Raw genomic sequence first — 20,443 nt, 5'->3', positions numbered from 1 at the left:
CACGCGCCGCCGCCAAAGCGGCGCGTCACAGACAGATCAGGGCGGGGGAAACCCCGCCCTTTTCGTTTGGCGCGCGCGCTGCAGCAATGGCGTCAACGCGGCGAATGGCCGCATTGCGGACCGCGGCTGAGGTCTTAGAACCGTTCTAAGTCGTAGCGGACCTGATCCGGACGATTTTCAGGAGAGCATGATGATCGGCATTGGCGAAAAGCTTCCCGCATTTTCGGTCGTCGGCGTGAAGCCGAAGTTCCATTTCCACGAGGAGAACGGACAAAGCGCGTTCGAAACGCTGACGGAAGCGAGCTTCCCCGGCAAGTGGAAAGTCATCTTCTTCTATCCCAAGGACTTCACCTTCGTCTGCCCGACCGAGATCGCCGAATTCGCGCGGCTCGGTTCCGAATTTGCCGATCGCGACGCGGTCGTGCTCGGCGGCTCGACCGACAACGAGCACGTCAAGCTCGCCTGGCGGCGCGACCACAAGGATCTGCACAAGCTGCCGATGTGGCAGTTCGCCGACAGCAACGGCTCGCTGGTCGACGGTCTCGGCGTGCGTTCGCCTGACGGGGTCGCCTATCGCGTCACCGTCGTCGTCGATCCGAGCAACGTCGTCCAGCACGTTTACGCCACCAATCTCAACGTCGGCCGCGCCCCCAAGGACACGCTGCGCGTGCTCGACGCGCTGCAGACCGACGAGCTGTGCGCCTGCGGCCGCGAGGTTGGCGGCGCGACGCTGAACGCAGCCTGAGCCGATGTCGATCGACGCGCTCAAGGCGCGACTGCCGGAAGCGTTCCGCGACGCGCGGCTCAATCTCTCCGCTCTCGCCAGCGAGGAGATTCTGGCCGAGCCGACCAAGTGGGGCCTGCTGTTCGCCTGCGCCATCGCCACGCGCAACGCCGAAGTGCGCGACGCCTTCGCCGCCGAAGCGGCCGCCCGCCTGCCGGAGGAGGTCCAGCAGGCGGCGCGCGCCGCGGCGACGGTGATGGCGATGAACAACGTCTACTATCGCGCCGTGCATCTCGCCTCCAACAAGGAATACGCGAAGATGCCGGCGCGGTTGCGGATGAACGTCATCGCCAACCCCGGCGCGCCGAAGCTCGATTTCGAGCTGTGGTGCCTGGCGGCGTCGGCGATCAACGGCTGCGGCGCCTGCATCGATTCGCATGAGAAGGTTCTTCGCGACGGCGGCGTTCCGGCCGATCAGATCCACGCCGCGCTGCGCTACGCCGCGATCGTCCAGTCGACCGCAGTGGCGCTCGAGGCGGCGGCGACAGCGCCGGCCAGCGCCGCCTGACCCGTCCGACGAAAAGCGCGGCCGCCGGCCGCGCTTTCCTTGTCGGTGAAGAGAGACGCGCCCGCCGCGCGCGTCCGTAAGCCGTCGCTCAGCTGAAGCGGAACAGGCCGGTCATCATGTTGCGCAGGAAGTCCGGCTCCGCGCCGCCGGTCGGCGTCGTGCGCGAAACGAAGTCGAACACCTCGCCGTCCTTCATGCCGTAATTGGCGATTCGCGCGACCTTCCCGCCCTTGTCGAAATAAATCGCCAGCACGGTCTGGTCGGTCATCTTGGCCGGCATGAAGGCGAGCGCGCGCGACATTTTCTGACCGATGTAGTACCAGGCGTCGCCGCCGACGGTCGAGGTCGTCGACGGCGTGCCCATCAGCGCCAGCGCCTGCGGCTTGTCGGTCTTGCCGACCTGGACCTGATCGAGCGTCTGCTGGTCGACCTGATAGCCGCGATCGAAGTCGCCGTCGTAGCCGAGGCAGCCGCTCAAGGCCGCCGCGAGCGCAAGCGCTCCGGCCGCCGCCAACAGGCGAGGGGCGCTGACCTTGATGTTCGGCCGCATGATGGCTTTCCCCTCCGCAGCTTTTCGCTTGCCAGATCGTCCGGCGATGCCTAACCCGACGCGCCGACCAAAAGCAAGGCGCCGCATGTTCTTTGCCCACTGGCGCGCCCGGCGCGCCAACCGCTTCCTGATCGACCAGATTCACGGCGAGATCGTGGCCGCGGCGCGCACGCCTGCACTTTACCAGGAAGCTGGGGTCGCCGACACGATCGAAGGCCGCTTCGAGATGGTGGTGCTGCATGCGGCGCTGGTGGTGCGTCGGCTTCTCGCCCTCGGTCCGCAAGGGGCGGATATGGCGCAGGAGCTGGTCGACCGCGTCTTTCGCGGTTTCGAGGACGCGCTGCGCGAGATGGCGATCGGCGACGCTGGCGTCGCGCGGCGGATCAAGACGATGGCCGGCGACTTCGCCGGGCGCAGCCGGGCCTATGCCGCCGCTCTTGATTCCGGCGACGAAGCGGCGTTGGCCGCGGCTCTGGCGCGAAATGTCTATGGCGCGTCGGCCGCGCCGCCCGGGGTGAGCGGCCTCGCTCGCCGCGTCGCCGCCGCCGCAGCGGCGCTCGACCGGACACGCTACGAGGATTTCGCCGCCGGGCGCTTCCGCTTGCCCGCCGTTGAAGGAGAAGCCCGATGAGCGACGCGCCGCCGCTTAGCCGCCGGGTCAGGATCGACGCGCTGCCGGCCGACGGCCTGACCCAGACGATCGAGGCCAGCCCCGAGGAATGCGCGGCGCTCGCCGCGATCAACCGCCTGCCGGCGATCGCCAGCGTGACGGCGAACTTCACGGTGCGGCGTAGCGGCCGCGGCGGCGCGCGCGTGACCGGCGACGTCCACGCCGAAGTCACCCAGGTCTGCGTCGTCAGCCTCGAGCCGTTCGCGGCGACGGTCGACGAGCCGGTCGATGTGCGTTTCGCGCCGGCTGAAGCGGCCGAGACGGTCCGGCGCGCGAGAGAAGACGACGCCGAAACGGTCGAGGTCGGCGGCGAGGATCCCCCCGATCCGATCGTCGACGGCAGAATCGACCTCGGCGCGCTGGCGGCCGAGTTCTTTGCGCTCGGCCTCGATCCTTATCCGCGCAAGCCCGGCGTCGCGTTCGATCCGCCCGAGCCGCAGGGCGGCCAGGATTCGCCGTTCGCCCCGCTCGCCGAGCCGAAGAAGAAACGCTGACGCGCAGCGCTTGTAGGCGCGGCCGCCGGCCGCGCAGACGCGCTCGCCGAGCGCGTCGACAAGAGCCGCTCAATAGCCCGGCGGCGCGCGGTCGAACCACGGCCGCGCCTGCTCGAGCTGGCCGGCGAGGCGGAACAGGGTCGCCTCGTCGCCCATCCGCGCGACGAACTGCATGCCGATCGGCAGGCCGGACTCGGTCCAGTGCAGCGGCAGCGACATCGCCGGCTGGCCGGTGACGTTGAACAGCGGCGTATAAGGAATAAAGGTCAGCGGCTTCTTCAACAATTCGCGCGCCAGCCCGGTTATGCGCATGAACCAGCCGGCGTCGAGGCGGCCGACCGCCTGCAGAATCGCGGCCTCAGCCGGCGTCGGCTTCAGCGCGCCGTGCGGCAGCGGCGGCTGCGCCAGAGTCGGCGTCAGTAGAACATCGTATCCGCTGAAGAACGCGCCGGCCTGCCGCGACCAGCGCTGCGCGAAGCGCGCCGCGGCGGCGTACTCGGCGGCGCTGAACGAGCGGCCGAGCGAACCGACCACCCAGGTGGCGATCTCGAAATCGCCGGCGCCGAGCTTACGGCCGACCAGTTGCTGCGCCCGCTCGATGTCGACGCAAGTCTCGGCGGCGACGATCTTCACGAACGCGTCGAGCCAGGGTTCGCGGTCGAGCGGCGGCTGCGCTTCGACGACCTCGTGGCCGAGTTCGGCGAGCAGCGCCGCGGTCGCCTGGACGCCGGCGACGCAATCGGGATGAATCGCATCGGTGAGCATCGGCGCGACGGTGAAGGCGATGCGCAGCCGGCCGGGCGGCGCGCCGACTTCGTCGAGATAGGGTCGCGCCGGCGGCTTGATTTCGTAAGGCGCGCCGGCGTCGGCGCCCTGGACGGCGTCGAGCAGGGCCGCGCAATCGCGGACGGAACGCGTCAGCGCGTTGCCGATCGTGAAGCCGCGCCACGCTTCGCCCTCGACCGGGCCGGTCGGCGTGCGCCCGCGCGTCGGCTTGAGGCCGACCAGGCCGCAGCACGAAGCGGGAATGCGGATCGAGCCGCCGCCGTCGGAAGCGTGGGCGAAGGGCGCCATGCGCGCCGCCACCGCCGCGCCGGAGCCGCCGCTCGAGCCGCCCGGCGTGCGGCTCACATCCCAGGGATTGCGGCAGATTCCGAATGCTTCAGGCTCGGTGACGGGAGCAAGGCCGAACTCGGGCGTGTTGGTCTTGGCGACGAAGATCAGCCCTGCCTTGCGATAGCGGACGACGAGCTCGCTGTCGGCCTCGCGCGGAATTTCGGCAAGGCGGCGGTTGCCCTCGCTGGTCGGCGTCCCGGCGAGCGTCGCGCCAAGATCCTTGAGCAGGAACGGCACGCCGGCCAACGGGCCGGAGAGCGGGCCGCGCGCCGCGGCGCGGGCGCTGTCGTAGAGCTTGTAGACCACGGCGCTGAGCGCCGGATTGCGCGCCTCGATCCGGGCGATCGCCTCTTCGACGAGCTCGATCGGCGCGACCTCGCCGCGGCGCACCAGCTCGGCGAGCCCGAGGCCGTCGAAGCGCGCAAAATCCGCAAAGCCGCCCATGCCGTTCGCCTCCCTGTTGGCGGCGCGGCGCCGACGCCTCGACCCCGGCGCGCATGGAGCCGCGGACCTCATCTTCGGCCGAGCGGCGCGCCCATGGCAAGGGCGTAGACGGCGCAAGAAAATTTGCCTTGCGGCGCGAAGACGTTATTGTGCCGCGCGCCGGCGGGGCGCCGGACCCCCGCGGGACAGAAAAAGGGTATGAAAAGGGATATCCGCATAGCGCTCGACGTGATGGGCGGCGATCACGGGCCGCCAGTCGTGCTCAAGGCGGCGGCCATCGCCCTCGAGCGGAGGCCGGACGTCGAGTTCCTTCTGTTCGGCGACGAGCCGGCGATGGCGCCGCTGCTGGCGGGGTATCCGGCCCTGAAAAGCAAATCGCGCCTGCGTCATTGCGACGTCGCGGTCAAAATGACCGACAAGCCGAGCCAGGCCTTGCGCGCCGGCCGGCGCACGTCGTCGATGTGGCAGGCGATCGAGGCGGTGAAGAAGGGCGAGGCCGACTGCGCCGTTTCGGCCGGCAACACCGGCGCGCTGATGGCGATGGCCAAGGTTTGCCTGCGCACCATGGCGCAGATCGAGCGCCCGGCGATCGCCGCGATGTGGCCGACCTTGCGCGGCGAATCGATCGTCCTCGACGTCGGCGCGACGATCGGCGCCGACGCTGAGCACTTGATCGACCTGGCGATCATGGGCGCGGCGATGGCGCGCATCGTCTTCGACATCGACAGCCCAACCGTCGGCCTGCTCAACGTCGGCGTCGAAGAGATCAAGGGCATCGAGGAGGTCAAGGCGGCGGGCCGCGTGCTGCGCGAAACCGCCTTGCCCAACTTGCGTTATCACGGTTTCGTCGAGGGCGACGACCTCGGCAAGGGCGCGGTCGACGTCTTCGTCACCGAGGGCTTCACCGGCAACATCGCGCTCAAGACCGCCGAAGGCACCGCCAAGCAGATCTCGCAATGGATGCGCGACGCGATGAACCACAGCTGGATGTCGCGCCTCGGCTATCTGCTCGCCCGCGACGCGTTTCGCGCGCTGCGCGACAAGATGGACCCCGGGCGGGTCAACGGCGGGGTCTTCCTCGGTCTCGACGGCGTCGTGATCAAGAGCCACGGCGGGGCGGACGCGGAGGGTGTCGCCGGCGCGATCGAAGTCGGCTACGACATGGTCCGCCAGGAGCTGCTCGGCAAGATCCGCGACATGATCGCCCAGGCCAACGAAGCGCGCGCCCCGACCGTCGCGCCGGCCGTCACCTGAAACGCCTTCCCGCTTAGGGACCTTTCCTTCATGAATGCTGCCAGACTTCGTTCAACCGTGCGTGGCGTCGGCGCCTGCCTGCCGCCGCGGGTGATCGCCAACGCCGAAATGGCGACGATCGTCGACACCACCGACGAGTGGATCGTGCAGCGAACCGGCATCCGCCAGCGCCACGTCGCCGGCGACGGCGAGACGACGTCGACGCTGGCGACGCGCGCCGCCGAGGCGGCGCTCGCCGACGCCGGGCTGAAGCCCGCCGACATCGACCTCATCGTCGTCGCCACCTCTTCGCCCGACTACACGTTTCCGGCGGTGGCGACCCAGGTGCAGGCGGCGCTCGGGATCAGACACGGCGTCGCCTTCGATCTGCAGGCGGTCTGCTCCGGCTTCGTCTTCGCCGTCGCGACGGCCGACAAGTTTCTCGTCTCCGGCTCGCACAAGCGCGCGCTGGTGATCGGCGCCGAGACCTTCTCGCGCCTGCTCGACTGGACCGACCGCACGACCTGCGTGCTGTTCGGCGACGGGGCGGGGGCGATCGTGCTCGAGGCGGGCTCGAGCGACGGCAAGCTGACGTCGCCGGGAATCATCTCGACTCAGCTGCGCTCGGACGGCCGTCATCGCGAGAAGCTTTATGTCGACGGCGGCCCGTCGACGACCCAGACGGTCGGCCATCTGCGCATGGAAGGCCGCGAGGTGTTCAAGCACGCGGTCGGCATGGTGACCGACGTCATCAAGGCCTGCTTCGACGACGCCGGCGTCACCGCCGCCGACATCGACTGGTTCGTGCCGCATCAGGCCAACCGCCGCATCATCGACGCCTCCGCCGACAAGCTCGGGCTGGCGCGCGAGAAGGTCGTCGTCACCGTCGACCGCCATGGCAACACGTCGGCCGCCTCGATCCCGCTCGCGCTCGACGTTGCGGTCAAGGACGGGCGAATCAAGAAGGGCGACTTGGTGATGATCGAAGCGATGGGCGGCGGCTTCACCTGGGGCGCGGCGCTGATCCGTTGGTGAGGGCGATGGAAGTCGTGGATCTCGTCATCGACTCGCTCGCCGAGAGCGAAATCGAAGCCTCCGTCGCCCTGTGGCGAGAGGCGGGTCTGTGGCGGCCGTGGAACGACCCGCACGCCGATATTCGCCTCGCGCTGGTCGGGCCGAACTCGACGATCCTCGCCGCCCACGCGGGCGCGCGCCTGGCGGCGACGGTGATGGTCGGCTGGGACGGCCATCGCGGCTGGATCTACTATCTCGCCGTGGCGCGCGATCTGCAGCGCCGGGGGATCGGCGCGCGCATGGTGAAGGCGGCGGAAGACTGGCTCGCAGAGCGCGACGCGCCCAAGCTCAACCTGCTGGTGCGCGCCGAAAACGCCGCGGTGCTCGGCTTCTACGAGTCGCTCGGCTATCGCCGCAGCGACGCGGTTCTGTTGCAGCGCGTCCTCAGCTGACGGCGCGGGCGAACGGGGAGGGCGGATGCTCGCCTGGGCGCCGATCGTGAAAACGATCGAACGGCGCGGCCTCGCCGCGCACGGCGCCTTCGCGCTCCAAGACGACGAACGTCAGGGCGAGTTGGCCGACGTCGCGACGATCGCGCTCGTCGGCCTCGCCGGTCGGCGCGGTTGGGCGGCGTTCTCCGGCTCGCCGGAGGCCGAGGACCGCGGCGCCGATCCGCTCGACCGCTGGAGCCGGCGCGTCGTCGGCGCGCTGGCGACGGAACTCGGCGCGCGTGCGCTCTACCCGTTCGACGGTCCGCCGCACTGGCCGTTTCAGCGGTGGGCGATGCGCGCCGAGCCGATGCACGTCTCGCCGCTCGGCCTGCTGATCCATCCGACCGAGGGCTTGTGGCGCGGCTATCGCGGCGCGCTCGCCTTCGCCGAACGCCTCGCGGTCCCGCCGTTCCGCGCCGCGGCGAGTGCCTGCGAGACCTGCGTCGCGCGGCCGTGCCTCTCCGCCTGTCCGGTCGGCGCCTTCACCGGCGCCGGCTACGACGTCGCCGCCTGCGCGGCCCATCTCGGTCGTCCGGCCGGCCGCGCCTGCATGGCGGGCGCCTGTCTTGCCCGACGCGCCTGTCCGGTCGGCGCCGATTGGGCCCATGAGCCGGCCGAGGCGGCTTTCCACATGCGCGCCTTTCTTTCAGCGCGTGGCTCCGCTTAACCCTCGCGGCGCAGCGCGCCATTGACGGGGGTGGCGCGTCCGGTGAAGTCTGGGTCATGTCCGAGCTGTGGCCGCCGCTGCTGGTCTTCTTCGCGCTGTGCGCCAGCGCGGCGCTCGGCTTCTTTGTTCATGGCCGCCTTCCCGAACGGCATCGCACGCCCGATTCGATCGAGCTCGTCCATCTGGCGCTCGGCTTGCTGGTGACTTTCACCGCGATCGTGCTTGGCCTGCTGACGTCGTCGGTCAAGACCGGGTTCGAGAACGCCTATCAGGCGCGTGGGCTCTACGCCGGCCAACTCGCCCAGCTCGACCGTTGCCTGCGCGACTACGGACCGGAGACGGCGTCGACGCGCGCGCAATTGCGCGGCTATGTCGCGGCCGTCATCGCCTCGACCTGGCCCGACGAGCCGGCGCCGCAAGGCGTCGCCTTTCCCGACACGAGCCACATGCGCCAGACCGGCGAGGATCCGACGCTCGCCAACCTCATGGACGACATAGGCCTCGCAGTGCGCGGGCTCGAGCCGAGCGACGCCTTCCACCGCGCGCAAGCCGCCGCCTGCGCGAGCGACTATTCCGACGCGGTCAAGAGCCGCTGGGTGGTGATCGAGGGCGTGCACGGGTCGATCTCGACGCCGTTCTATTGGGTGCTGGTGTTCTGGCTGGCGATCGTTTTCGCCAGCTTCGGTCTGCGCGCGCCGCCGAACACGCTCAACGTGATCGTCGTCGTGATGTGCGCCGTCGCCGTCAGCTCGGCGGTCTTCGTCATCCACGATCTCGACGTGCCCTACGGCGGCCTGTTCGGCGTGCCGAGCGATTCGATGCGCCGCGCGCTCGCCGACATGATGCAGTGAGGCGCGGGAGGCGCTCGCCTCACTCCATCGCCGCCGCCGCCGAATGGCCCTGGCCGCTCGGCGCGGGCGCGCTTTTGGCCGCGCGGATCAAGGCGAGCAGCGGGAATGCCGAGAGCGAGACGAAGGTCATCAGCAGGAAGTCGTTGGAATAGGCGATGATCGCCGCCTGCTGGGTGACGAGGCCGTCGAGCCGCGCCAGCGTGCCGAGCGACTGTCCCGCGATCGTCACGGCGTCCGGCAGGCGCATCGCGTCGTTGAACGGCGTGACGTGCTCGACCAGCTGGCTGTGGTAAGTCGTCACCATGTTGGTGAGCTGGGCGATGACGATCGAAATGCCGACCGACGAGCCGATGTTGCGAATCAGTGTCCACAGCGCCGCGCCTTCGGTGCGCAGGGCGCCGGGCAGGGTGGCGAAGGCGATGGTGTTGAGCGGCACGAAGACGAAGCCGAGCCCGACGCCCTGAATGACCGAGTAGATCGCGATCGTGGTGGCGGAGGTGTCGGTGGTCCAGCCGACCATGACCCACAGCGACGCGGTCGAAAGGACCAGACCGATGAAGATCAGGATCCGCGCGTCGTATTTGCCGAGCAGCCGCCCGACCAGCATCATCGCGAAGAACGTGCCGACGCCGCGTGTGCCGAGCAAATAGCCGCTCGCCAGCACCGGGTAGCCGAGCAGGTTCTGGATGAACGGCGTCACCAGCGCCATCGTCGCCAGCAGGATGATGCCGATGATGAACATGAAGACCAGCGCGACCGAGAAGTTCCAGTCGCGGAAGATGCGCACGGCGACGAACGGCCGCTTCGACGTCGTCGAGTCGACGAGGAAGAAATAGAAGCCGACGACCGAGAGGATCGCTTCGGCGACGACTTCGCCGGAGCCGAACCAGCCCAGATCCTGGCCGCGGTCGAGCATCATCTGCAGCGCGCCGATGCCGAGCGACAGCGACAGGAAGCCGAACCACGAGAACGGCACGTCGCGGCGGACCGGGCTCTCGCTCATGAAGGCGGAGAGGCCGAGCACGGTCAGGATGCCGAACGGCAGGTTGACGAAGAACACCCAGCGCCACGAATAATACTCGGTCAGCCAGCCGCCGAGGGTCGGGCCCATGATCGGCCCGAGCATCACGCCCATGCCCCAGATCGCCATCGCCGAGCCGCGACGGGCCGGCGGATAGGCGTCGAGCATCACCGCTTGGCTGAGCGGCACCAGCGCAGCGCCGAACACGCCCTGCAACAGGCGGAAGGCGACCATCTCCTCGATGCTCTGTGCGATCCCGCACAGCATCGAGGCGACGGTGAAGCCGGCGGTGCAGACGATGAACAGCTTTTTGCGGCCGACGCGCGTCGCCAGCCAGCCGAGCGGCGAGGTCATGATCGCCGCGGCGACGATATAGGAGGTCAGCACCCAGTTGATCTGATCCTGGGTGGTCGACAGCGACCCCTGCATGTAGGGCAGGGCGACATTGGCGATCGTCGTGTCGAGCGCCTGCATGACGGTCGCCATCATGACGCAGACCGTCAGCATGGCGCGCGTCAACGGCGCCATGTTATCGGCGGTCTGCTGGTTCATGGGGCGGCGGTCTCGGCGGCCGACGGCGAGACGAACCAGGACTCGATCCAGACGAAGGGCGAGATCAGCAGCTCGCCCAGCGAGCGCGAGCGCCCGGTGTCGATCGAGACGTTCGCGCTCATGCCGGCGCGCAGACCGATGGTGTTCTCGTCGGCGTCGAAGCAGAAACGCAACGGCACGCGTTGCACCACCTTGACCCAGTTGCCGCTCGCGTTCTGCGCCGGCAGGATCGAGAATTGCGAACCGGTGCCGGGCGCGATCGAGCAGACCCGGCCCTTGAACTCGCGTCCGGGGAAGGTGTCGATCGTCACGCTCGCCGGCTGGCCGGCGTGAACGTAAGTGAGGTCCGACTCCTTCGGATTGGCGTCGACCCACAGGCCGCGGTCTTCGACGATGGCGAACACGGCCTGGCCCGCCGGCGCGACCCGGCCAAGCTCGATCTGGTCGACTTGCGTCGCCACGCCGGAGATTGGCGCGACAATATGGGTGCGGGCCAGATTGCGCTCGGCGTCGTCGAGCCCAGCCTTGGCCTGAATGTAGTCAGGGAAAGCGTCGATCGTCGCCTCTGGCCCGCCGCCGAGCTTGACCGTCGTCGTTTGCTGCATGTAGCGCGTGAAAGCGAGAATCTGCTGGTACATAAGGAGGGAGGCGCGCGAGGTGTCGACATCCGCGGCCGTGCCGGCGCCGGTTCTCTGCAGATTGGACTTGCGGTCGTAGTCCTTCTGGCGCAGTTGCACCGCCTCCTCGCCCATCCGGATCTGGTCCTCGTTGCTGGCGAATGAGGCCTGCAGATTGACGAACTCGACCTTGGCCGCCGCCACCCGCCCTTGCGCCAGAGTCAGCGCGGTCTGGTAGGGCGCCGAGTCGAGGTCGAACAGCGGCGCGCCGGCTTCAACCCGCTGGCCCTCGCGCACGTGAACGGCGACGATCGGGCCGGTGACTTGCGGCGTGATCAGCGACTTGTCCGCGCCGACATAGGCGTTGTCGGTCGAGATGTAGCGGCCGCCCGAAAGCCACCACATCGTCCCGAGCACGACCGCCACGGCCGGCAAGACGACCAGCAGCATGAAGCGGCTCAAACCCGCGCGATTGCGCGGCGCAGGGGCGGTGAGCGCCTCCTCGCGCGGCGGCGCGGACGGCGAAACGGGCGCGGCTGGGGCCGGATCGATGGGGCGCGCGGGAGTCGCCGGCGCCCGGTTGAGCGGGGTCGGTTCGTTCGGCCTGTCGCGGGAACTCATTGACGATTGCGACACCAGGTCAGCCTCCGCAGCTCAGTTCGTGCTTGAGATTGGAGCGGATCCGCTCGAGACTCGTCCGCAGGTTCGTAATTGTCGCTTCGTCGAGGCCGCTCAACGCGCGGCCGAGCACGTCTTCGCTGAGGATGTCGAGTCGCTTGAGCGCCGGCGCCGCGTCCGGCGTAAGAAAGAGGCGGTTGGCGCGGCGGTCCGCGGCGTCCTCGCGCCGTTCGACCAGGCCCGAGGCCGTCAGCTTGTCGACCAGCCGCGCCAGGGTGATCGGCGCGACGTCGAGCATGTCGGCCAGCTCACGCTGCTTGAGGCCCTCGCTGCGCCTCAACTTGCTGAGCACGGCCCATTGGGCGCGCGTCATGTGCACCTCGCGGGCGCGATGGTCGGAATAGGTGCGCAGCATGCGCGCAACATCATGTAGCGCGAACGCGAACTCGCGCGAGGGGGAGGCGGCGGTCAAATTTCGGTCTCGCTTATTATATGGTGACTTATAATAAGCCGGTTTCCCCCCTGCAAGGGGAGGCGACTGAAGATTCTGCGTAATCATTTAAATTCCGATTTATTCTGAGGCGTTTTCCACACATTCGCCGGCGGCGTGGCGGACCTCGACCGGGGCTTCCGGCGCCCCTGGCCGTGGTCTGGTCGCGCCATCGTCGCTTGACCGTTGGTCGTGCGTTCACTCCGCTGGCGCAGCCGCCGCCTCCTCTTCGCTCGGCGGGGCGGCGGCTGGTTTCGTATGGCGCATCATCATCACGAACGGGAAGGCGACCAGCGAGATGATCGTCATCACGTAGAAGTCGTTCGAATAGCTCATCACCGCCGCCTGCTGCGTCACGATCCCGTCGAGGATGGCGAGGCCGCGCTGGCTGTGGTCGGCGAGCGCCGCCGCGTCGGGCAGGCGCATGGCGTCGTTGAACGGGGTGACGTGCTCGGCGAGCTGGCTGTGGAAATAGGCGGTGCGGCTGACCAGCCTGGCGATGAGAATCGAGATGCCGATCGAGGCGCCGATGTTGCGCACCAGCGTCCACAGTCCGGTCGCCTCGGTGCGCAGCTCCTTGGGCAGGGTCGAAAACGCGATGGTGTTGAGCGGGGTGAAGACGAAGCCGAGGCCGAAGCCCTGCAACATGCCGTTGAACGCGATCTCGCTGGCGGAGACGTTGTCGTTCCAGCCCGCCATCACCCATTGCGCCAGCGTGGCGAGCGCGAGGCCGAACAGCATGTATGGACGCCCGTCGCGCGTGCCGAGCAGGCGGCCGACGATGCTCATCGCCACGAAGGTGCCGATGCCGCGCGCGCCGAGCAAATAGCCGCTCGCCAGCACCGGATAGCCGAGCAGGTTCTGCAACATCGGCGTCAACAGCGCCATCGTCGACATCAGCACCAAGCCGTTGAGGAACATCAGCACCAGCGCGAGCGAGAAGTTGCGGTCGCGGAAGAGGCGCATCTCGATGAACGGGCGTTCGGCGGTGACGCTGTCGGCGACGAAGAAATAAAAGCCGGCGACCGACAGGATCGCCTCGGCCCAGATCTCGCTTGAGTCGAACCAGCCGATGTCCTGGCCGCGGTCGAGCATCATCTGCAGCGCGCCGACGCCGATCGACAGCGACAGGAAGCCGAACCAAGCGAACGGTTGGTCGCGGCGGAGGCGGCTCTCCGGCATGAACACCGACAGCCCGAACGCGGTCAGGAGGCCGAACGGCACGTTGACGTAGAAGACCCAGCGCCAGGAATAGTTCTCGGTCAGATAGCCGCCGAGCACCGGGCCCATGATCGGCCCGAGCATGATGCCCATGCCCCAGATCGCCATCGCCGCGGCGCGCTGGGCGGTCGGGTAGGCGTCGAGCATCACCGCCTGGGCGAGCGGCACCAGCGCCGCGCCGAATGCGCCCTGGGTCAGCCGGAACAGCACCATCTGTTCGATGTTTTGCGAGACGCCGCACAGCATCGAGGCGACGGTGAAGCCGGCGGTGCAGACGATGTAGAGCCGTTTGCGGCCGAAGCGCGCCGACATCCACCCCACCGGCGAGGTCATGATCGCCGAGGCGATGATATACGAGGTCAGCACCCAGTTGATCTGATCCTGGGTGGTCGACAGCGTCCCCTGCATGTAGGGCAGCGAGACATTGGCGACGGTGGTGTCGAGCACCTGCATGATCGTCGCCGTCATCACGAACACGCTGATGATGGCGCGGCGCGAGGCCGACAATTCGCGTAACGATTCGACGACCGGATGCCGCACGGCGGCGCGAAACGCCGACGCCCGGCCTCCGGCCCAGTGGTGCGCCAGAGTCACAACAAGGCTCGCTTATGATATGCAGGCTTATAATAAGCGGCGAGCGTTACCGCCGGCTTTGCGCTAGGCCAATTTTTCCGAATTTCGTCGCCGCAGCGGGCGCCGGCCTAGCTGCCGCGGTAGGTGGAATAGCTCCACGGCGTCGCTGCCAGCGGAACATGGTAATGCGCGCCCGGGTCGGCGAGGGCGAAGCGGATCGGCACGACGTCGAGGAACGGCGGCTCGCTCGTCGGCGCGCCCCGGCTGCGGAAATAGGCGCCGACATGGAACGACAGTTCGTAGGTTCCGGCTCGCGCCTCGGCGGCGGCGAGGAGGGGCGCGTCGGTGCGACCGTCGGCGTTGGTTTTGGCCCGCTTGATCAGCGTCCGCACGCCGTCCGCGCCGAGCCGATGCAGTTCGATCTCGACGCCCGAGGCGGGGCGTCCGATGCTGGTGTCGAGAACGTGCGTCGTCAGGCCCGCCATGCGTCTGCCTCATCCTTAAGCGGTCCGTCTAGTCGAATCCGTTCGCCTTTGGTAGGAGAAAAGCGTCAGTGGGGCGGCTGGGCCATGCGAATTCCGCATGCGTGGATCGCCTGCGTCGCAATTGCCAATCGACAGACCTCGTGACAGAGAGGCAAAAGCCGCGGGCCGACGAAACCGACCGAATCGCGGCGTCAGGGAGGCTTCATGAACGACGACCTGAGGGGCGACGCCGCCGAAACCGGCGAGTGGCTCGATGCGTTGGATTCGGTCGAGGCTTTTGAAGGCCTCAATCGCGTCGACGAGCTGCTTGACGCCGTGGTGACGTCGGCGCGGCGCAAGGGCGCGCAGCTCCCGTTCGCCGCCAACACCGCCTACGTCAACACGATCCGCCTCGAGGACCAGCCGCCGCATCCCGGCGATCGCAAACTCGAGCAGATCATCCGCCGCTACATCCGCTGGAACGCGGCGGCGATCGTGCTGCGCGCCAACAAGGAATCCTCCGAGCTCGGCGGCCACATCGCCAGCTTCCAGTCGGCGGCGACCCTTTACGACACCGGCTTCATGCATTTCTGGCGCGCCGCCGACGACAACCACGGCGGCGACCTGGTCTATTTTCAGGGCCACAGTTCGCCCGGCATCTACGCGCGCGCCTTTCTCGAAGGCCGCCTCAGCGAGGATCAGCTCGTCCATTTCCGCCAGGAAGTCGGCGGCCACGGCCTGTCTTCCTATCCGCACCCGTGGCTGATGCCGGAATTCTGGCAGTTCCCGACCGTCTCGATGGGCCTCGGGCCGCTGATGGGGATCTACCAGGCGCGCTTCCTGCGCTATCTGCACGGCCGCGGCCTCGCCGACACCACCGGGCGCAAGGTCTGGGTCTTCTGCGGCGACGGCGAGATGGACGAGCCGGAGTCGCTTGGCGCGATCTCGCTCGCCGGCCGCGAAAAGCTCGACAATCTCATCTTCGTCGTCAACTGCAACCTGCAGCGCCTCGACGGGCCGGTGCGCGGCAACGGCAAGATCGTTCAGGAGCTCGAAGCTGGCTTCCGCGGCTCGGGCTGGAACGTCATCAAGTGCCTGTGGGGCTCCGGTTGGGACGAACTGCTGGAGGCGGACCATTCCGGCAAGCTGCGCCAATTGATGGAAGAATGCGTCGACGGCGAATACCAGGACTTCAAGTCCAAGAATGGCGCCTATATCCGCAAGAATTTCTTTGGCCGCTATCCCGAGACGGCGGCGATGGTCGCCGAGTGGAGCGACGACAAGATCTGGTCGCTGACGCGCGGAGGCCACGATCCGATCAAGGTCTACGCCGCTTACAAGGCCGCGGTCGACCATAAGGGCCAGCCGACCGTCATCCTCGCCAAGACCGTCAAGGGCTACGGCATGGGCACGGCGGGCGAAGGCCAGATGATCGCCCACCAGGCCAAGAAGATCGGCGACGAAGCGCTGAAGGCGTTCCGCGACCGCTTCGACATTCCCGTTTCCGACGCCGACCTCGCCAAAGTTCCGTTCCTCCGCCTGCCTGAAGACAGCAAGGAGATGAAATATCTGCGCGCGCGCCGGGCCGAGCTCGGCGGGCCGCTGCCGTCGCGCCGGCGCTCGTCCGCGCCGCTCGAGATCCCGCCGCTCTCCGCCTTCGACGCGCTGCTGAAGCCGACCGCCGAAGGCCGCGAGATTTCCACCACCATGGCGTTCGTGCGCATCCTGACGACGCTGCTGCGCGACAAGGCGATCGGCCAGCGCATCGTCCCGATCGTCCCCGACGAGAGCCGCACCTTCGGCATGGAGGGCCTGTTCCGCCAGATCGGCATCTTCAGCCAGGTCGGCCAGCTCTACCGGCCGCAGGACGCCGACCAGCTGATGTACTACCGCGAGGACAGCAAAGGGCAGATCCTCCAGGAGGGCATCAACGAGCCCGGCGCGATGGCCTCTTTCATCGCCGCGGCGACGTCCTATTCGACGTCGAACACGCCGATGATCCCGTTCTACATCTACTACTCGATGTTCGGGTTCCAGCGGGTCGGCGATCTCGCCTGGGCGGCGGGCGACATGCGCGCTCGCGGCTTCCTCATCGGCGGCACGTCGGGTCGCACGACCCTCAACGGCGAGGGCCTGCAGCATGAGGACGGCCACAGCCATCTCATCGCTTCGACCATCCCCAATTGCGTCGGCTACGATCCGACCTACGCCTACGAGCTGGCGGTCATCATCCAAGCCGGCCTCAAGCGCATGTACGCCGAGAACCAGGACGTCTACTATTACATCACCACCCTCAACGAGAATTACCCGCACCCCGGCATCCCGGAAGGCGCCGAAGAGGGCATCCTGCGCGGCATGTACAGGCTGAGGACCGTCGAAGCGACGAAAGGCGGCCCGAGCGTGCGCCTGCTCGGCTCAGGCGCGATCCTGCGCGAAGTCGAAGCCGCTGCGGCGATGCTGGCCCAGGATTTCGGCGTCTCGAGCGAGATCTGGAGCGTCACCAGCTTCACCGAGTTGCGCCGCGACGGCCTCGACGCCGACCGTTGGTCGATGCTGCATCCCGATCAGCCGCGCCGCCTGTCCTATGTCGAGCAGGCGCTCGGCAAGGGGACGGGCCCGGTCGTCGCCGCCACCGACTACGTGAAGGCGATCGCCGACGGTGTCAGGCAGTTCGTTCCCGCCCGTTACAAGGCTCTGGGCACCGACGGCTTCGGGCGTTCCGACTATCGCCGCCGGCTGCGCTCGTTCTTCGAAGTCGACCGGCGCCACGTCGCCCTCGCGGCGCTGAAGGCGCTCGCCGACGATCAGCTTCTGCCCACTCGCCGCGTAACCGAGGCGATCGCCCGCTACGAGATCGACTCGGAAGCCCCCAATCCGGCGCGGAGCTGATGCGCCTCGCCTTCCTGAACTGACCCGAACTGGCGCGCGCGAAGGAGAACCGGCGGTGGCCAAAATCGAAGTCAAAGTGCCTGACATCGGCGACTTCAAGGACGTGCCGATCATCGAGATTCTGGTCAAGCCCGGCGACGCGGTGACGGCCGAGCAGCCGCTGCTGACGCTCGAATCCGACAAGGCGACGCTCGAGGTTCCCGCGCCGAGCGCCGGCGTCGTCGCAGCGATCGTCGCCAAGGTCGGCGACAAGGTGTCGATGGGCACGCCGCTGTTGACGCTCGAGGCCGCGGCTGGCGCGCCCGCCGCCGCCGCTCAGCCGGCGCCGAAGGCGGAAGCCGCGCCGCCTGCCGCCCCTCCCGCGCCGGCGGTCCCGATCGCCGTCGCGCGCGATGTCGCGCCCGCCCCCGCCAAGCCCGCCCCGGCGCGGCCCTCGACCCTGGCGGTCGACTTCTCCGGCGTCTTCGCCGGCCCAGCGGCGCGCCGCCTCGCCCGCGAGCTCGACATCGATCTGACGGCGCTGCAAGGCACCGGCGACAAGGGCCGCATCACCGTCGCCGACATCAAGATCGCGGCGCGCGGCGGCGGCGGCGGCGGGACGGGGCTGCCTGAGGTTCCCGCCGTCGATTTCGCCAAATTCGGGCCGGTCGAGACCGTGCCGCTGTCGCGCATCAAGCGCATCTCCGGCCCGCGACTGCACGCCTCCTGGGTCAACGTCCCCCACGTCACCCATAGCGACGAGGCCGACATCACCGAGCTCGAGGCGTTCCGCAGGGCGCTCGACGACGCGGCCAAGGCCGACAAGACGGCGCCCTATCGCGTCTCGTTGCTGCCGCTGCTGATGAAGGCGTCGGTGGCGACTCTGAAGGCGTTTCCGGCCTTCAATTCCGCCTTGGCGCCCGCCAAGGACGCCCTGATCTATCGACACTACTGGCACATCGGCGTCGCCGTCGACACGCCCGACGGCCTCGTCGTCGCGGTGGTCAAGGACGTCGACAAGAAGGGCGTCGTCGAGCTCGCGCGCGAACTCGGCGCGCTGTCGGCCAAGGCGCGCGAGGGCAAGCTCGCTCCGACCGAGATGCAAGGCGCGACCTTCACCATCTCCTCGCTCGGCGGCATCGGCGGCACGGCGTTCACGCCGATCGTCAACGCGCCGGAAGTGGCGATCCTCGGCGTCGTCCGTGCGCGCATGGCGCCGCTGTGGGACGGCCAGGCGTTCCAGCCGCGGCTGATGCTGCCGCTGTGCCTCTCCTACGACCATCGCGTCATCGACGGCGCGGCGGCGGCGCGCTTCATGCGCCGCCTGTGCGACACGGCGACCGACATGCGGCGCGTGCTGCTTTAGCCGCGTCGTTTCGGGCGCCGCGTCGCGACGGCAAGGCATTGAAGGTTCGGCTCGGAGAGCGCGTCCATGGCTGGTGAAATCAGGCTTCCCGATATCGGCGACTTCAAGGACGTCCCGATCATCGAGATTCACGTCAAGCCCGGCCAGAGCGTCGCCAAGGAAGACGTGCTGATGACGCTCGAGAGCGACAAGGCGACGCTCGAAGTGCCCGCGCCCGAAGCCGGAATCATCGGCGAGATCAAGGTCAAGGTCGGCGACAAGGTGAGCCAGGGCGCGCTGCTCGCGACCTGGGCGTCCGGCGGCGCCGCGAGCGCGCCGGCGCCCGTCGCCCAGTCGACCGCCGCGACCGCTCCCGCCGCCCCGCCCGTCGTCGCGACGCCCGCCGCTGCGCCGGCGCGCGCCGATTTCGAATGCGACGTGCTGGTGCTCGGCGCCGGTCCCGGCGGCTATTCCGCCGCCTTCCGCGCCGCCGATCTCGGCGTCAGCGTGGTGCTGGTCGATCGCCGGCCGACGCTCGGCGGCGTCTGCCTCAACGTCGGCTGCATCCCGTCGAAGGCGTTGCTCCACGCCGCAAAGGTCATCGACGAGGCGGCCGAAATGTCCGACCGCGGCCTCGTCTTCGCGCCGCCGAAGATCGATCTCGAGGCTTTGCGCGACTGGAAGGAGCGGGTGGTCAAGCGCCTGACGACCGGCCTGACCGGCCTCGCGCGCCAGCGCAAGGTGACGGTGCTGAGCGGCGAAGGGGCGTTCACGTCGCCGCACACCTTGGCGGTGAAGGCGCCGGAGGGCGATCGCGCGGTGCGCTTCAACTGCGCGATCATCGCCGCCGGCTCGGAACCCGCTGCGCCCGGCTTCATCCCGCGCGATCCGCGCATCTGGGATTCGACCGCCGCGCTCGAACTGCGCTCCATCCCCAAACGCCTGCTGGTGCTCGGCGGCGGCGTCATCGGCCTGGAGATGGCGACCGTCTACAGCGCCCTCGGGTCGAAGATCACCGTAATCGAAATGATGGACCAGCTGATGCCGGGGGCCGACCGCGACGTCGTCGCGCCTTTCGCCAAGCGGGTCGAGAAGCGCTACGAGAAGATCCTGCTCGAGACCAAGGTGACGTGGGTCGAGGCGCTGCCCGAAGGCGTGAAGGTCGCCTGGGAAGGCAAGTTCGGTTCGGGCGAGGACGTCTTCGACGCGATGCTGGTCTCGGTCGGACGCCGCCCGAACGGCGTGGCGATCGGCGCCGAAGCAGCCGGGGTCGCCGTCGACGGGCGCGGCTTCGTCGCCGTCGACCGGCAGATGCGCACCAATGTCTCGCACATCTTCGCCATCGGCGACATCGTCGGCCAGCCGATGCTCGCCCACAAAGCCTCGCACGAGGGCCGGGTCGCCGCCGAGGCGGCCAGCGGACACAAATCCTCTTTCGACGCCAAGGTCATCCCGGCGGTTGCTTACACCGACCCTGAAGTCGCCTGGGTCGGCGTCACCGAGACCGAGGCCAAGGCGAAGGGGCTCGCCTACGGCAAGGCCGTGTTCCCGTGGGCGGCGAGCGGCCGGTCGCTGTCGCTCGGTCGCGACGAAGGCCTGACCAAGACGCTGTGGGACGAGACGAGCGGCCGCCTGATCGGCTGCGGCATCGTCGGTCCCAACGCCGGCGACCTCATATCCGAAGCGGCGCTGGCGATCGAGATGGGCTGCGACGCGGAGGATGTCGGCCTGACGATCCATCCGCATCCGACCCTGTCGGAGACCTTCGCCATGTCGGCGGAGGCGTTCACCGGCACGCTGATCGACCTCTATCTGCCGAAGAAGAAGAGCTGAGCCCTCGCGGCGGCGCGTT

At 68.5% G+C, this 20,443-nt stretch carries 19 protein-coding genes; 12 read left to right on the top strand and 7 right to left on the bottom strand.

The window, feature by feature from the left end:
* The first annotated feature begins 190 nt into the window (after positions 1-190).
* Both ABSF49_RS02260 and ahpD read left to right on the top strand, forming a co-directional pair.
* Entirely contained in the window at positions 191-745 is a 555-nt protein-coding gene (locus ABSF49_RS02260) for a peroxiredoxin (protein ID WP_424111006.1), read from the top strand.
* A 4-nt stretch (positions 746-749) separates the two neighbouring features.
* Positions 750-1,292, top strand: a complete 543-nt coding sequence (gene ahpD, locus ABSF49_RS02255) for an alkylhydroperoxidase, AhpD family (protein ID WP_424111005.1) — start codon at positions 750-752, stop codon at positions 1,290-1,292.
* Positions 1,293-1,380: 88 nt separating this feature from the next.
* On the opposite strand, the gene ABSF49_RS02250 is transcribed toward ahpD, so the two are convergent.
* Positions 1,381-1,842, bottom strand: a complete 462-nt coding sequence (locus ABSF49_RS02250) for an outer membrane protein assembly factor BamE (protein ID WP_424111004.1) — start codon at positions 1,840-1,842, stop codon at positions 1,381-1,383.
* Between the two features lie 85 nt (positions 1,843-1,927).
* On the opposite strand from ABSF49_RS02250, the gene ABSF49_RS02245 reads away from it, so the two are divergent.
* Together ABSF49_RS02245 and ABSF49_RS02240 are read left to right on the top strand one after the other, a co-directional pair.
* Entirely contained in the window at positions 1,928-2,473 is a 546-nt protein-coding gene (locus ABSF49_RS02245; RefSeq protein ID WP_424111003.1) for a ubiquinol-cytochrome C chaperone family protein, read from the top strand.
* Positions 2,470-3,006 carry a YceD family protein gene (locus ABSF49_RS02240; protein ID WP_424111002.1) on the top strand — a complete coding sequence of 179 codons (537 nt, stop codon included), beginning with the start codon at positions 2,470-2,472 and terminating at the stop codon, positions 3,004-3,006. Before ABSF49_RS02245 ends, ABSF49_RS02240 begins: the two co-directional genes overlap by 4 nt.
* Before the next feature lie 69 nt (positions 3,007-3,075).
* Here the strand turns inward: ABSF49_RS02240 and ABSF49_RS02235 are convergent, their stop codons facing one another.
* The gene (locus tag ABSF49_RS02235) at positions 3,076-4,566 is read right to left on the bottom strand and encodes an amidase (protein ID WP_424111001.1); all 1,491 of its coding nucleotides are present in this window, start codon (positions 4,564-4,566) and stop codon (positions 3,076-3,078) included.
* 198 nt (positions 4,567-4,764) lie between these two features.
* Between ABSF49_RS02235 and plsX the strand changes: the two genes are divergently transcribed.
* Genes plsX through ABSF49_RS02210 form a run of 5 tightly spaced genes read left to right on the top strand, consistent with a single transcriptional unit; the run spans position 4,765 to position 8,822 of the window.
* The gene (plsX, locus tag ABSF49_RS02230; protein WP_424111000.1) at positions 4,765-5,820 is read left to right on the top strand and encodes a phosphate acyltransferase PlsX; all 1,056 of its coding nucleotides are present in this window, start codon (positions 4,765-4,767) and stop codon (positions 5,818-5,820) included.
* A gap of 30 nt (positions 5,821-5,850) precedes the next feature.
* Positions 5,851-6,834 carry a beta-ketoacyl-ACP synthase III gene (locus ABSF49_RS02225; RefSeq protein ID WP_424110999.1) on the top strand — a complete coding sequence of 328 codons (984 nt, stop codon included), beginning with the start codon at positions 5,851-5,853 and terminating at the stop codon, positions 6,832-6,834.
* A gap of 14 nt (positions 6,835-6,848) precedes the next feature.
* Complete coding sequence (locus ABSF49_RS02220) at positions 6,849-7,265, top strand: GNAT family acetyltransferase (protein WP_424110998.1); 417 nt, start codon at positions 6,849-6,851, stop codon at positions 7,263-7,265.
* A gap of 25 nt (positions 7,266-7,290) precedes the next feature.
* On the top strand, positions 7,291-7,971 hold the full coding sequence (locus ABSF49_RS02215; RefSeq protein WP_424110997.1) for a hypothetical protein: 681 nt from the start codon (positions 7,291-7,293) through the stop codon (positions 7,969-7,971).
* A gap of 56 nt (positions 7,972-8,027) precedes the next feature.
* A complete protein-coding gene (locus tag ABSF49_RS02210) occupies positions 8,028-8,822 on the top strand; it encodes a bestrophin-like domain (protein WP_424110996.1) in 795 nt (264 codons plus the stop codon).
* Positions 8,823-8,841: 19 nt separating this feature from the next.
* On the opposite strand, the gene ABSF49_RS02205 is transcribed toward ABSF49_RS02210, so the two are convergent.
* The 5 genes from ABSF49_RS02205 to uraH all read right to left on the bottom strand — a co-directional run bounded on the left by ABSF49_RS02205 (position 8,842) and on the right by uraH (position 14,399).
* Positions 8,842-10,395: a DHA2 family efflux MFS transporter permease subunit gene (locus tag ABSF49_RS02205; protein WP_424110995.1), complete on the bottom strand. Its 1,554-nt coding sequence runs from the start codon at positions 10,393-10,395 to the stop codon at positions 8,842-8,844.
* Positions 10,392-11,462 carry an HlyD family secretion protein gene (locus ABSF49_RS02200; protein ID WP_424110994.1) on the bottom strand — a complete coding sequence of 357 codons (1,071 nt, stop codon included), beginning with the start codon at positions 11,460-11,462 and terminating at the stop codon, positions 10,392-10,394. The genes ABSF49_RS02205 and ABSF49_RS02200 overlap by 4 nt, the downstream gene beginning before the upstream one ends.
* Positions 11,463-11,652: 190 nt before the next feature.
* Complete coding sequence (locus ABSF49_RS02195) at positions 11,653-12,102, bottom strand: MarR family winged helix-turn-helix transcriptional regulator (RefSeq protein WP_424110993.1); 450 nt, start codon at positions 12,100-12,102, stop codon at positions 11,653-11,655.
* Between the two features lie 216 nt (positions 12,103-12,318).
* Positions 12,319-13,809, bottom strand: coding sequence for a DHA2 family efflux MFS transporter permease subunit (locus ABSF49_RS02190; RefSeq protein ID WP_424111013.1), 1,491 nt, complete (start codon positions 13,807-13,809; stop codon positions 12,319-12,321).
* A gap of 233 nt (positions 13,810-14,042) precedes the next feature.
* Complete coding sequence (gene uraH / locus ABSF49_RS02185; RefSeq protein ID WP_424110992.1) at positions 14,043-14,399, bottom strand: hydroxyisourate hydrolase; 357 nt, start codon at positions 14,397-14,399, stop codon at positions 14,043-14,045.
* A 204-nt stretch (positions 14,400-14,603) separates the two neighbouring features.
* Between uraH and aceE the strand changes: the two genes are divergently transcribed.
* The 3 genes from aceE to lpdA all read left to right on the top strand — a co-directional run bounded on the left by aceE (position 14,604) and on the right by lpdA (position 20,424).
* Complete coding sequence (gene aceE / locus ABSF49_RS02180) at positions 14,604-17,267, top strand: pyruvate dehydrogenase (acetyl-transferring), homodimeric type (RefSeq protein WP_424110991.1); 2,664 nt, start codon at positions 14,604-14,606, stop codon at positions 17,265-17,267.
* Positions 17,268-17,322: 55 nt separating this feature from the next.
* Entirely contained in the window at positions 17,323-18,612 is a 1,290-nt protein-coding gene (locus ABSF49_RS02175; RefSeq protein WP_424110990.1) for a 2-oxo acid dehydrogenase subunit E2, read from the top strand.
* 66 nt (positions 18,613-18,678) lie between these two features.
* Complete coding sequence (lpdA, locus tag ABSF49_RS02170; protein ID WP_424110989.1) at positions 18,679-20,424, top strand: dihydrolipoyl dehydrogenase; 1,746 nt, start codon at positions 18,679-18,681, stop codon at positions 20,422-20,424.
* The last annotated feature ends 19 nt before the right edge of the window (positions 20,425-20,443 follow it).

Source organism: Roseiarcus sp. (genome assembly GCF_049514155.1).
Classification (GTDB): domain Bacteria; phylum Pseudomonadota; class Alphaproteobacteria; order Rhizobiales; family Beijerinckiaceae; genus Roseiarcus.
This window is presented reverse-complemented; position numbering and strand designations above follow the sequence as displayed.

Bases quoted from the DNA above. Each gene is read 5' to 3' on its own strand.
- ABSF49_RS02240 (WP_424111002.1), top strand. From the start codon at position 2,470: ATGAGCGACGCGCCGCCGCTTAGCCGCCGGGTCAGGATCGACGCGCTG.
- ABSF49_RS02200 (WP_424110994.1), bottom strand. From the start codon at position 11,462: ATGCTGCTGGTCGTCTTGCCGGCCGTGGCGGTCGTGCTCGGGACGATG.
- ABSF49_RS02235 (WP_424111001.1), bottom strand. From the start codon at position 4,566: ATGGGCGGCTTTGCGGATTTTGCGCGCTTCGACGGCCTCGGGCTCGCC.
- lpdA (WP_424110989.1), top strand. From the start codon at position 18,679: ATGGCTGGTGAAATCAGGCTTCCCGATATCGGCGACTTCAAGGACGTC.
- ABSF49_RS02225 (WP_424110999.1), top strand. From the start codon at position 5,851: ATGAATGCTGCCAGACTTCGTTCAACCGTGCGTGGCGTCGGCGCCTGC.
- ABSF49_RS02260 (WP_424111006.1), top strand. From the start codon at position 191: ATGATCGGCATTGGCGAAAAGCTTCCCGCATTTTCGGTCGTCGGCGTG.
- plsX (WP_424111000.1), top strand. From the start codon at position 4,765: ATGAAAAGGGATATCCGCATAGCGCTCGACGTGATGGGCGGCGATCAC.
- ABSF49_RS02250 (WP_424111004.1), bottom strand. From the start codon at position 1,842: ATGCGGCCGAACATCAAGGTCAGCGCCCCTCGCCTGTTGGCGGCGGCC.
- ABSF49_RS02205 (WP_424110995.1), bottom strand. From the start codon at position 10,395: ATGAACCAGCAGACCGCCGATAACATGGCGCCGTTGACGCGCGCCATG.
- ABSF49_RS02210 (WP_424110996.1), top strand. From the start codon at position 8,028: ATGTCCGAGCTGTGGCCGCCGCTGCTGGTCTTCTTCGCGCTGTGCGCC.
- ABSF49_RS02190 (WP_424111013.1), bottom strand. From the start codon at position 13,809: ATGACGGCGACGATCATGCAGGTGCTCGACACCACCGTCGCCAATGTC.
- uraH (WP_424110992.1), bottom strand. From the start codon at position 14,399: ATGGCGGGCCTGACGACGCACGTTCTCGACACCAGCATCGGACGCCCC.
- aceE (WP_424110991.1), top strand. From the start codon at position 14,604: ATGAACGACGACCTGAGGGGCGACGCCGCCGAAACCGGCGAGTGGCTC.
- ABSF49_RS02245 (WP_424111003.1), top strand. From the start codon at position 1,928: ATGTTCTTTGCCCACTGGCGCGCCCGGCGCGCCAACCGCTTCCTGATC.
- ABSF49_RS02215 (WP_424110997.1), top strand. From the start codon at position 7,291: ATGCTCGCCTGGGCGCCGATCGTGAAAACGATCGAACGGCGCGGCCTC.
- ahpD (WP_424111005.1), top strand. From the start codon at position 750: ATGTCGATCGACGCGCTCAAGGCGCGACTGCCGGAAGCGTTCCGCGAC.